Consider the following 12,625-nt stretch of genomic DNA (forward strand, 5'->3'; position numbering starts at 1 on the left):
TTCATGATTTTTTTGTCAAAAAATTAATTTTTTGTTTGTTTTTCAAAATTTAATAATAAAATTTATGATTTTTAATCAAGAAACAAAAAACCACATTACCTTGTAATGTGGTCATAAATGACAATTATTTAGCTTTTTTGAATTTTAAAACTAAAAGTGCTAATCCAGCAAATAATAAAATTGAAGCGATCACTGATAAGCTTACTCATCATGCGTTAAACGATGATTTTGTTGGTGTTTCATCATTTTCTATTGTTATATTTAATAATTCTTGTTTTTGTTGATCTGTTAAAGAATCAGGGTTAGAAACTGCTGAATTAATGATGTTTAAGTAATATTGCTCTTTTTGTTGTGGCAGTTGCTTTTCTGAAAAAGTTGAATCAACTTTTTGTAGTAAAAGAATTAGTTCAGCTATTTTTCTAATTCTTAACATTTTGTCAGTTGTTTGCGCTACATTTGTTGATTCGTTTGAAATATTATTTAAATCTTTTTGTAGTTGACTAATTTGATTTTTAAGAGATTTGATAATACCTTGATATTGTTGAATTTTATTAAGCGCAACTTCTTTTTCAGACTTGATTGAGTTTGTTTGTAGTTGGTTAAAGTTTTCAGAATTATTAATTACTTCTAATTGATTTGGTGTTAATAATGAAACTAAAATGCTTAAATTATTTGCAAAAGGTAAAATTACAATTAATTGTTCTAGATTTTCAGAATTATCCATTTGTTTTTTAATTAAAGTTTTTAGTTTGTTTGATAGGTGATCTAGTTCATTAACTGCTTGTTTTTTAGCGTCTAAAACAACTTGTCCTGATAATGATGCTTTAGCTGCTAAATAAGCTTCATATATTGTGTTTAAATTTGATGTATCTTCTGAACTTAAATTGCTTTTTAATTCTTTTAATGCTTGCTCGTAGGCTTTTTGTTGCTGTGGAGTGGCTAGTTTATAAGCAATTGTTTCTTGTATATTTTCACTTAAAGCTAAATTAGAATTGATTTCTTTTTTGAATTTATTTAAGTTATTTAAGGCAACAATATTGCTTTCAAAATCACCTAGTTTTGAAACCAATTTAACTTCATTTAATTTTGCTTTAAGCTCTGATATTTCTTGTTGTGATAAATCAGGATAATTAGTTGAAGCATCATCTAATTTAGCTAAAACTTTATCTCTAGCAGTTTTGAAAATTTCAGCTTCTTTTGTTATTAATTCTTGTGTTTTAGTAACAAGTGGTTCAAAGTGTCTAATTGCTAGAATTTCGTTTAAAATATTATTTCCTTGCCCAGATGAATTACCACCTGCTTGTGTATTTCATAAGTGGTTAGGAAAGTTCATATTAATTGCTGTTTTTCCTCAAGATAAGTAGTTTTTAAAATTGTCAGCCAGAGCATCTACTTTCTTTTGGTTTTCAGCATCTAGGTTTTTATATTTGTCAGATTCTTGATAGTTTCAAACTAATTCAACTACTGAGCTATTAGTATCAAAATCAGTTGGTTTATTAGTAAAATTATCAACAAAGTCTCTTAGGGCATCTTTGTATTTGTTAACTCCGTTTTTTAGGTCATTCATTCTAGCTTCGCCACCAAAGTTTGAACCATTGTAGAAGTAATATGGTGAACCTAATGTTCCTAAATAAGTTAAAATTCACTGTCCTAGACCTGTAATATGAGTATTGTATTTTTGATCTAATTCTTTTGAAGTTGTTGTTAAATCTCAGTTAAAACCTCAAACTCTTGAAGCTTCGCTATATCCAGTTCCAACCAGTTCTTTCGGAGCTCAAGATTTATTGTGAACATGAGCTTCTTTTAAATGATTATCAAAATCTGCTTTGTATTCATCAAATTTTGCTTTAAAAATTTCTTCTGATACTTCAGCAGTTGCTTCAGGATAAAAATAAGTGCTGAATAAATTCGATACAACTGGTCTTAAATCATCTCAGAAGTGGTCGCCTTTAGTTTTGTCTTCAATTTGTGAACCGAAATAAAAAGTGACATTATTTAGATTTGAAATATTCTTTTCACCAAAAGTTGCTTTTAATCCTTCGATGCTATTCCAGTTAGGATCTCCTAGTGAATTAGATAAGAAAATATTGTATCACTTTGTCATTAACTGATATAGATTGTCAATTTCTTCTTTGATTTGACTTAAACTTTCTTGCGAAGCCGCTTGATCAATTTTAGCACTAAGTGCTGAAATTTGATCATTTCTAAGTCCACCTAATACGTCATAACTGTATTTAAAGTTCTTGCTTTGTAAGTGCTGTTTTAAACCTTCTTTAGTTAAACTAGAACTTGCACTAGTCTGAGCTGAAGTTTCAGCAGACATGACAAAACTTGTTGTTAGCGGCAATAACAACATCCCACTACCCATAATGAATAGTTTTGCTTTTTTCATTAATTCTCCTCATATAATCGCAAAAAATCAGTATAAATATAATTTATACTGATTGTAATAATTATAATCAAATCGAATTAATTATTTAATTTATGAAACAACTAAAAGTTTAATTTTCACATTAAAAAACACCATATAATGGTGTTTTTATATTATTCTTGGTCTAAATCTTCAAGTTCAATAACTTCATCATCTTCAGAGTTTGAAGTCTGTTTTGAAATTTCAATACTCCTTGTATAACGACATTTGGGGAAATTTAAACAAGCTACAAACTTTTGACCTTTTTTGTTATATCTTTCAACTAAAGTTCCTTGATCATCTGGACAAGGTTCATCTAATTCAATTAGTTTGAAAGTATATGGTTCAATTTTTTGGTCTGCATTTGCGTATTCTTCTTGAAATTTAGTTCAAAACTCTTCCATAACTGCATTTTTTTGTAATGTGGCTTCTGAAATTTGATCTAATTCTAATTCGACTGAAGCTGTATAAGCTTCATTAATAATTTTTGGAAATGCTGCAATTAAATTTTTAAGTACTATTTCACCTAACTCAGTTGGGTGTAGTGAACCATTTTTCTTTTGTGCATAATTTCTAGCCTTTAACACAGCTACAGTAGCTGCAAAAGTTGAAGGACGACCAACTTTAATATTGTCAAGAGCTTCAATTAATGATCCATCATTGTATCTAGGTAATGGTTTAGTTTCATGGTCTTCAAAGTTAAATTCAGACACTGAAACAGTTTGATTAACTTCGTAGTTAGGATCAGAAACTTCCTCGCTTTTTCCTACAACTACATAATATCCATCAAAAATAACTTTTGAAAAACTGTTTTTGAAAACATAATCACCATTTGAATAAGTATACGAAACTACTTGTCTGATTGGTTGTTTCATTAATGCTTGTAAACTTGTTTCATAAACAAGTTTATAAATTGCATACTCACTATTTGACATATTTGGATACATATTTTTAGCTAAATCGGGTGTAAGCGCTATATCTGTAGGTCTAATGGCTTCATGAGCATCTTGATCACCACTAAAACCTTTAACTTCTGTCGCTACGTAATCTGAACCCCATTTTTTAGCAATATATGCTTGCCCTTGATTAACAAAACTTTCTGATAATCTTGTTGAATCAGTTCTTGGATAAGTGATTAATCCACCATCACCATATCCTTCATATAACTTTTGGAGTGCATATTGAGCACTTTGAGATGATAAAGTGCTACGGCGATAAACAACTGCTTGTTTTAATGGTGTAATAGCTGGCGCTTTACGTTGTTGAGTTTTTTTGTCAATTACTAACAATTCTTTTTTAGCACTGTCAAAATGTTTTTTGACAGTGTCAAGCTCGTTTTGATAAATTCAATCTTTACGATCTGATTCATTTTTATCATTATGATAGTATGCTAGTTGTTTAGTATCTGCTAAAACAGCATGAAGTTTCGCATATTTTTCAGGGATAAAGTTTCTGATTTCATTTTCTCTATCAATGATTAATTTTAAAGCAATACTTTGGACTCTACCAGCACTAGGATTTCCAGGCGCGTTTTTAAATTTATAACGCATTAAACCACTTAATTTAAACCCGATTATACGATCTAGCATACGACGAGTTTTTTGAGCATCAACCAAGTTTTGATCAATTTTACCAGGGTTTGCTAGGGCTTTCAAGATAGCTTCTTTAGTAATTTCGTTATATTTAATTCTGGCAAAATTCTTAATTTTTAAATAATCAACCAAGTTTTGACCAATTGCTTCACCTTCGCGATCCGGGTCGGTTGCAATATAAACAAAATCACTAATTGCTAGGGCTTCTTTTAGTTTTTTAACAACTTCTTTTTTAGATGATTCAAGTGAATTTTGAGGTTCTCAATTCTCAAAATCGATCCCTAATCCACCTGTCCCAGTGGTTTTCATTTTTAAAATATGCCCCACACTAGCTAAAACTATATATTCGTTTCCTACATATTTTTTGATAGTTTCAACTTTGTTAGGTGACTCGACAATAATCAGTTTATTCATGTGTCTCTTCCTAAAAATTTTGATGCTATAAATATACATTTATTTTAAGCAAAATTAATTTATTTTTTGAAAAAATGATGAAAATTCCCATTTTTTAGTTATTTTCAGAGTTGCAAAATTGATGAAAATTCTTAACAAAAACCATGGTTTTTTTAAACCTTTATATATAATATAAAGGAGTATAAATGTACTTGTACTCCTTAGCTGAAATCTCAGCTCAGAATGTCCAAAAGGAGAAAAATATGCACAAATATGAAATCATGGCTATCGTTAACCCAAAAGCTGACGTTGCTGTTTATACAAGCATCGTTGAAGAAGTTTTTGGAAAAGAAAACGTTTCTAAATTAGAAAAGTTAGAAAAAAACGAATTAGCATATGAAATTAACAAATCAAAACACGCACAATATGTTTTAGCATTAGTTGAAGCTAAAGGTGAAAGTATGGCTGAATTTACACGTCGTACAAACATCGTTAAAGACATTTGAAGAACATTAGTAATTAACTTAGATTCAGAAAAGGTTTAAAACCTAAAAAAGAATCTAAAGTACGTAAATTTGCTTCAAAAAGAGCATTAAACGGTAACGAAGCTCAAACAGACAAACCATTCAAACGTCAAGTAAAAGTTCAAGAAACAGCTGCTAACTAGTAGTTTCTGAACTTAATTTATTAGGAGGAGTTTATGAATTACAACAAAGTAACTTTAGTAGGTAGATTAACATCTGATCCTGTTTTATCAAAATCATCATCAGGTGTTGAATACTGCAGAGGAACAGTGGCTATTAATCGTCCAACTTCATCTACATCTCAACAAAACATTGTTGACTTTATCCCATTTGTAGCTTGAAGACAAAATGCTGTTTTTCTAGCTAACAATCTTGTTAAGGGCTCATTGATTCTAATTGAAGGATCAATCCAAACCGGTAATTTTAATAATACACAAATTAACCAGTTAGTTAGAACTACCGATATTTCTGTGGATAGATTAATTCCATTGCAAAGCAGAGAAGAAACTTTAAGCAGAAGGCAAGCTAATTTAAATAAAACTAGTGCCGGTGCTTTTTTAAACAACAACCTTAACACACCTAATCGCGTTCCGCAGTTTTCAAATTTAAACAGCTACGCGCAACCTGCTAATTCTAATCAATCACAACCCAATTCAGCAATTACTCCAACTAATATCTTTAATAATAGTCAATCATCTTCAACAAATTCAAGTCTAGATGGATTTAGTTTCGATAACAAACCTAAACATGAACTGAACACTATTTTTGCCGAAACTAGTGATATTTCAGACGGATTTGATGATGATTTAGAATAAAGGAGAACTAAAAATGGCATTCAAAAAACGTAACAAAAAAGGTTACTCAAGTAGAAGAAAAGTTTGTGAATTTTGTGAAAACAAAATGAGCTATGTAGATTACAAAAACGTTGAATTACTAAACAAATTTGTTTCAGCAACTGGACAAATTAAAGCTAAATCTTCAACCGGAACATGTGCTAAACACCAAAGAAAAGTGGCTAACGCTATTAAAAGAGCAAGAATTATTGCTTTAATGCCTTACCACGTAGTGCGTGCTCGTGTTAACAAATCTGCTGTTAACAACTAATAAACATTTATAACGTGAAAAAACTCTTACATTTTACTGTAAGAGTTTTTTAGTTCGGTTTAGCTTCTAAATAATTAATGTTTTTGCCTAATGATGATCATTTTTGCTCATAGCCGGTTTGAATGTTGCCTTGATTAAATTCTGAATTATGTAAATCACGGGTTAAATTCAAAATATTTCAGTTATTTATGTTAAATGATTCTACTGAAAACTCAAATAATTTATCATTGTCGGTTTTAAATTTCAACAATCCGTTAGGAGTTAAAATTTGTTTATATTGATCTAAAAAAGTTTTATAAGTTAACCTTCTTTTTTCATGAGCATTTTTTGGTCATGGATCTGAAAAAGTTAATCAAATTGTGTCTGTTTGACCTTCAAATAATTCAACCAAATTTGTAGCGTCTTTAGTAACTATAAATAAATTAGTTAAATTCAATTGTTTTATTTTAGTTAAGATTTTGTTAGCTACTGTTGGATATTTCTCAAAAGCAATAAATCTTCTGTCTGGATTTAATAAAGCAAGTTGCGAAATCATTTCACCCTTACCGGCTCCAATTTCCAAAACATCAGTGTTATTTAATTTAATTGGAAATTGGTTAATATAATATTGCGAAGCATTTAAATTGTCTTGTGCATTTTTATCATGTCTAAGTCTCATAAGACTATTATAATTTAATAATCTTATTTAATGTACAATATTTATTATAAAAGGAAAATTATGTTAAGAATTGTTGCTGGAAAATTTCGTCATTTACAAATTACTCAACCGGATCTAAAAACCACACGCCCTACTATGGACAAAGTTAGAGAAGCTATTTTTAGTAGCATCCAATTTGAACTACCTAACGCAGTATTTTTAGATCTATTCGCTGGTTCAGGGGCTTTTGCTATTGAGGCAATAAGTCGCGAAGCCAACTCTGCTGTAGCAGTTGAAAATAACAAAGAAACATTTTCAATTCTAAGAGAAAATGTTTTAAAAACTAAATCAAATCAACTATTTGATTTACACTACAAAGGCGCATTAGATTATTTAAAAATATCAAAGCAAAAATTTGATATTGTTTTCATTGATCCGCCATATGTTGAATATGAATTAATCAATCAATGTTTGATTGAATTAAAACAAAGAAACTTACTATCTGAAAACTTCACAGTCATTATTGAAACAAATGATGCTAAAAAAATAATATTTGATGATTTTTATTATTTATATAAGCAAAAGAAATATGGAAAAGTAGAAGTGTTGTACTTATGCAAAAATTAAAATACCAAGTTGGCGATAGTTTTGAAGTACAGTGTAATGAATTAACTTATCAAGGTTATGGGGCTATCAGATTAGAAAATTACAGCTTATTCATTAAGGATTTATTCCCAAATGAAAAGGCTTTAATTAAATTAGATTCTGTGTTCAATAATTATGCTTTTGGCTCAGTAATTAAACATTTAACCACATCCCCTAACCGTAATAACACCCAATTTAATTGTGTTGATTCAGCTCCATTAGTTAATCTGAATTACAAAGCACAAATTGAATTTAAAAATCAATATTTTTTAAATTTATTAAAACGCAATTTAAAAAATGATTTTAACTACGTAGATTTTCAAGGTTCATCTAAAATTTTTAATTACAGAAATAAAGTTGTTTATCCTTTATTTATTGTTAGAAACAAACTCCAAATTGGCGAAATTGCTTCTAAGTCTCACGATTTATCAATTGCTAATAATACAATTCAAAATCAAAAAATAATAAACAAAATAATTAATCAAGTTTTAAACCTTTTAAATCAACAATATAAAGCTTTTGAGTTAAAAAACTTCAAACAATTAACTGTTAGATGTAATGAAAAAAATCAAGTTATTTTAGCAATTAAAACTTCAGATAAATTTACTTTTAGCCCTGAATTTATGGATAAACTCAATCAGATTGAGTCCTTAATTGAGTTTTATCAACTAAAAGAAAATAAAACAAATTTATTAATCAACAAAGAACCGTTAATTATTACTTTAAATGATAAAAAATTCATGATTTCTATCGATGGTTTTTTCCAAATTAACTTAAATATGGCTAGTTTTATATTCAAGTTAATTTCAAAATACAATTTACAATTCAATACTAAATATTTAATTGATGCTTTTTGTGGTGCTGGTGTTATTTCTCAAATCATTAATAATAATCAAATAATAGTCGGAAATGATATTGTTCAATCTTCAATTGATACTGCCAAATTAAATGCTAAATTAAACAAAATTGACAATACTAATTATTATCAAACTGACAACTTTGAATCCTTCCAGCAAGTGATAAAAGACTTTAGTGATGTTTCTCTTATCTTAGATCCACCAAGAGCTGGTATAGATCAAAAATCTATCGATTGAATTTTGAAAAACAAACCAAAATATATTACTTATATGTCCTGTGATGTAAAAACTCTTGTTAGAGACTTACAAAAACTAGAGCAAAGCTATAAAGTTCAACACATTCAAGGGTTTGATATGTTTCCAAACACACCGCATATTGAAGCTTTAACAATTATGGAGCTGAAATAAAATTAGCAGTTATGCTAATTTTTATTTTCCCACTCACAAAAACCCTTTGAATCAGTGTTTTAAAATGAAACTAATTAATGAAACAAAAATAAAGCCTAAAAATAGTATGAAAATTTTTTAAATTAGTGCCATAGGAAAATTAAGTTTTTATACGGCTTTTTTGTTAAAAGGCTATAATAATTGATTTTAGGCAATTTTGAATATGATAAAATTTAAATAAGGAGAAAGATGAGATTATCATTAATTTCGTTAGTAGGAAATAAGGCTGGTGAAGTCTATTCTTTTTTACTATCTTTAAAAGAACAAGAAAACCAAAATTTTGAAGTAATTTTGGTGGTTAATAAAAAAACCGAAGCTAAATCTGTATTTAAAGTCATTCAACAATTTTACAACTTCTTTGGTAGTCGTTTGGTTGTGCTTGTTAATTCAAAAAATGGTTCATATCAAGCTAATTTACAGTCAGCTTTTAAGATTGCAAAAGGTGATTTTGTATCAGTTGCTAACTCAGATAGCGCAATTAAAAAATGATATGTGGCTGATTTAATTGAAAAAGCAATTAGATATAACGTTGATGTTTTAGAATTTAAGCCCCGTTTAATTGGAACAATTCGCTTTAAACCACATGAAAGAAATCAATTGGATAAAGTTTTTGACTTAAACAAAGACAAAATTGTTTATGCCTATACTTTCCCATTTATTTTCAACAAAGTTTTTAAAAAATCTTTAGTTAAAAAAGTGCTTAAATACAACATTGAAACAACTAATGATACAAAAATGTGTATCGAATTAAATTACGCATTAATGCTTGAAGCTAAAAAATATAAATATCTTGACTATAGACTAAACAGAGAATTTATCAGTTCAGATCTATGACTAAATCCAAGCGCTTTCCTGAAAACCTTTAACGTTTTAGAAAAAAATGTTAAGCAATTTTACCCAAAACTTACTGATGAAATTAAATATGCTAAATACTACTTTATTAAACTACTTTTAACTGGATTTTTAAGTGAAACATATTTTGTTTATCGTCATTTTTACAAAACTGATAAAGCTAATTTAGAAGAAAAAAGAAGCAAAATTTTAGTTAACAAACAAAAAGAAATGTTAAACAAAATTGAACAAAGCCCAGAATTTATTACCTTTATTTCATCAAACCCTTATATGCTAGTTGATAATGTTGAATCTAAAATGATTAAAGAACCATATAAATCACTAAGAAATTCTAAAATATTAGATTTACTTGAATAATGTATCAAAACGCTACTTTTTTTAGACGCTTTATTGCCAACATTATTGACCTATTAATTGTTTTATCTACTGTTATTGTTATCTTAATAATCAGTAGATTTTCTAACTCAAATCAGACAATAAAATACTATTTGAGTTTAAGTTTAATTATATTTTGATTAAATTTTTATTTTTTAATTGTTCCTGTTTTAATTAAGGCTAAAACAATTGGCTTGTTGATAATGAAACTCAAAATCATCAACAACAATAAACAATTTAGTTTTTTAACCTTACTTAAACGCAATAGTTTGTTAGGTTTTTATTTATCGTTATTAATTGTTTTAACAATGATTTTTATTAGACCTAATGATATTTCATCGACTCAAAACGGAATTAAAATAACTGTTCAGTTCCAATTCTTTCAAACTTTAATTTCAACACTATTAAGCATTTGGTTTTTTATTCAAACTGCCGGATTAATGATGTTGTTATTTGCAAAAAAGAAACTAACACTGCTTGATTATGCCTTTAATAGTCGTGTTGTTATTGATAAATATATAGAACCTAATGATCAAAAACATATAATTTTAATTCCATATTATTATCACGAACGTAAATTTTATTATTTTAAAGGAGATTAAATATGTCTATTTATAGAATAAATTTATTAGAAGGATTAAATGAAGACCAGCAAGAAGCGGTTAAATATCTTGACACTCCTTTAAGAATTATTGCAGGTGCTGGTTCTGGTAAAACTAGGGTTTTAACTAGAAAAGTAGCTTACTTAATTAATGAGCTAGGAATTGCACCAAATCATATTTTAGCTTTAACTTTCACCAATAAAGCTGCTAATGAAATGAAAGAAAGAATCTTACAATATTGCGCTAAAAAATATGAAGATGCATTAACAATTTCAACTTTTCACTCATTTTGTTTAAGTGTTTTAAGAAAACACAGTAGAGCAATTGGATACAGAAACAACTTTTTAGTTATTGATGAAGAAGATAAGAAAAAAGTTATTGAAGCTATTTATCAAAAACTTGACTATACAACAAATGATATGGATTATAAAAGTATCATGGAATACATTAGTCATGCCAAAAACGAAGGACACAAATCAGCGCATGATGTAGCTGATGAATTAAATCAAAAAATTACAGATTTAGTTCCTAGTGTTTATCAAGAATATTTAAACCAATTAACTACATCAGGTACTGTTGACTTTGATGATTTAATTGGATTAACACTACTTTTATTTGATACTCACCCAGAAATTGCTGAAATTTACAAAAATAAATTTGAATACATTTTGATTGATGAATTTCAAGATACATCAGCAATGCAATACAGAATTATTAAACACATCATTGGAAAAAATACTCATTTAACAATTGTTGGAGACCCAGATCAAACAATTTTTAACTGACGTGGTGCTGATATTAATTTAATTTTGGATTTTGAAAAAGAATTTCCAAATGCTAAAACTGTTATTTTAAAACACAACTATCGTTCAACTCAAAACATTTTAACAGCAGCTAATTTACTAATTTCAAAAAATGTTAATCGGGTAAATAAAGATGCTATTACCAATGCTGAACCTGGACCAGAAATTGAATATAACAGAGCTTTTTCACCTGAAGATGAAGCGCGTTGAGTAATTCAGAAAATTAATGAACTTAAAAAACAAAAAAACCAACTAAAAAGCATGGCGATTTTATATCGTTCAAATTATTATGCCAGACCTTTCGAAGAAGCTCTTTTAGAAGCTAATATTAACTACAAAGTCTTTAATTCAATCCGTTTCTTTAACCGTGCTGAAATTAAAGATACAATTGCTTTTTTACGGACAATTGTTGAAGGAACTGACATTCCATTCCTAAGAATTATCAATGTCCCTTCACGTGGAATTGGAAAAGTTTATTTAGAAAGAATTACAGAAGGTGCAAGCAAAGCTGAAACTACCATTTTAGAATACTTAATTAAAAATTATAAAAAGTTAAAAGTTCCAGAAAAAGTTATTGTTGAAAATATTTTTCCTTTTTTAAAATTAATTGTTAAAGCCAAAAAAGAACTTATAAGTGGGCAAAAAATTCACAAAGTATTAAATACTTTCTTAAAAGAAGTCGGATATTATAAACACATCTCAAACAACAACACTCAACGCGGAACAGCTGAAGAAAACGTTAAAGAATTATTAAACTCAATTCAAAATTGACATGAAGAACATCCTGAAGGAACAGTTCAAGATTACTTAAACATGGTGACCTTGCTTTCAGTTTCTGATGAATATGACAATTCGCCAAACTATGTTTCAATGATGACAATCCATTCAGCTAAAGGGCTTGAATTTGACAACATTTTTATCGTTGGATTATCAGAAGGTGTTTTACCTTCATATCGTGTTTTAGACCCTTTAAGTAATAGTAAAAGTATTGTTAAAAAGAACAAAGACACAATTGAAGATGAACGTCGTTTAGCATATGTTGCTGTTACTAGAGCAAAAAACAAGCTGTTTTTAAGCGACAGCCGTGGTAAATTGTTCGGAACTGGTAAAGAAAAAGTACCATCAAGATTCTTAACTGAAATGGGGATTGATGTTAAAAATTCAATTTTAAATGTTGCTAATAAATTTGGAAACTTTGATGATGATTCACGTGCTGAGAATGCTGACATAATTATTGGTGATTTTATTACTCATGTTAAGTTTGGTGATGGAGAAGTTTTAGATGCCACAAAAGAAGAAATTTCTGTTCGTTTTGTTAAGGATGGTTCAATTAGAACTCTAAATAAACTCCACCCTGCTATTAAATTATTGAAAACTAACTAAT

General features: G+C 28.4%; 11 protein-coding genes. 8 read left to right on the forward strand and 3 right to left on the reverse strand.

Features of this window, described 5'->3' with window-relative positions:
* Window positions 1–124: 124 nt before the first annotated feature.
* Entirely contained in the window at window positions 125–2,392 is a 2,268-nt protein-coding gene (locus tag FG904_RS01050; RefSeq protein WP_139592088.1) for a hypothetical protein, read from the reverse strand.
* Window positions 2,393–2,544: 152 nt separating this feature from the next.
* The gene (gene topA, locus FG904_RS01055; RefSeq protein WP_139592089.1) at window positions 2,545–4,416 is read right to left on the reverse strand and encodes a type I DNA topoisomerase; all 1,872 of its coding nucleotides are present in this window, start codon (window positions 4,414–4,416) and stop codon (window positions 2,545–2,547) included.
* Between the two features lie 242 nt (window positions 4,417–4,658).
* On the opposite strand from topA, the gene rpsF reads away from it, so the two are divergent.
* From rpsF to rpsR, 3 genes are all read left to right on the forward strand, one after another.
* Window positions 4,659–4,940 (forward strand): 30S ribosomal protein S6, encoded by a 282-nt coding sequence (rpsF, locus tag FG904_RS01060; RefSeq protein WP_139592090.1) that lies wholly within the window; start codon window positions 4,659–4,661, stop codon window positions 4,938–4,940.
* Between the two features lie 155 nt (window positions 4,941–5,095).
* Window positions 5,096–5,734, forward strand: a complete 639-nt coding sequence (locus FG904_RS01065; protein ID WP_139592091.1) for a single-stranded DNA-binding protein — start codon at window positions 5,096–5,098, stop codon at window positions 5,732–5,734.
* A gap of 13 nt (window positions 5,735–5,747) precedes the next feature.
* Entirely contained in the window at window positions 5,748–6,023 is a 276-nt protein-coding gene (gene rpsR / locus FG904_RS01070) for a 30S ribosomal protein S18 (protein WP_139592092.1), read from the forward strand.
* Window positions 6,024–6,072: 49 nt separating this feature from the next.
* Here rpsR and trmB read toward each other — a convergent pair whose 3' ends face one another.
* Window positions 6,073–6,681 carry a tRNA (guanosine(46)-N7)-methyltransferase TrmB gene (gene trmB, locus FG904_RS01075; RefSeq protein WP_139592093.1) on the reverse strand — a complete coding sequence of 203 codons (609 nt, stop codon included), beginning with the start codon at window positions 6,679–6,681 and terminating at the stop codon, window positions 6,073–6,075.
* A gap of 60 nt (window positions 6,682–6,741) precedes the next feature.
* On the opposite strand from trmB, the gene rsmD reads away from it, so the two are divergent.
* The 5 genes from rsmD (at window position 6,742) to FG904_RS01100 (ending at window position 12,624) form a co-directional block, all read left to right on the forward strand.
* Window positions 6,742–7,287: a 16S rRNA (guanine(966)-N(2))-methyltransferase RsmD gene (gene rsmD / locus FG904_RS01080; protein ID WP_246051812.1), complete on the forward strand. Its 546-nt coding sequence runs from the start codon at window positions 6,742–6,744 to the stop codon at window positions 7,285–7,287.
* Complete coding sequence (gene rlmD, locus FG904_RS01085; protein WP_139592095.1) at window positions 7,275–8,570, forward strand: 23S rRNA (uracil(1939)-C(5))-methyltransferase RlmD; 1,296 nt, start codon at window positions 7,275–7,277, stop codon at window positions 8,568–8,570. Before rsmD ends, rlmD begins: the two co-directional genes overlap by 13 nt.
* A gap of 228 nt (window positions 8,571–8,798) precedes the next feature.
* Entirely contained in the window at window positions 8,799–9,818 is a 1,020-nt protein-coding gene (locus FG904_RS01090) for a glycosyltransferase (RefSeq protein ID WP_139592096.1), read from the forward strand.
* Window positions 9,818–10,438: an RDD family protein gene (locus tag FG904_RS01095; protein ID WP_139592097.1), complete on the forward strand. Its 621-nt coding sequence runs from the start codon at window positions 9,818–9,820 to the stop codon at window positions 10,436–10,438. Before FG904_RS01090 ends, FG904_RS01095 begins: the two co-directional genes overlap by 1 nt.
* Window positions 10,439–10,440: 2 nt before the next feature.
* Complete coding sequence (locus FG904_RS01100; RefSeq protein ID WP_139592098.1) at window positions 10,441–12,624, forward strand: ATP-dependent helicase; 2,184 nt, start codon at window positions 10,441–10,443, stop codon at window positions 12,622–12,624.
* Window position 12,625: the final 1 nt, after the last annotated feature.

This window comes from Mycoplasma nasistruthionis, from assembly GCF_006228185.1.
GTDB classification, from domain to species: Bacteria; Bacillota_I; Bacilli_A; order Mycoplasmatales; family Metamycoplasmataceae; genus Mycoplasmopsis; species Mycoplasmopsis nasistruthionis.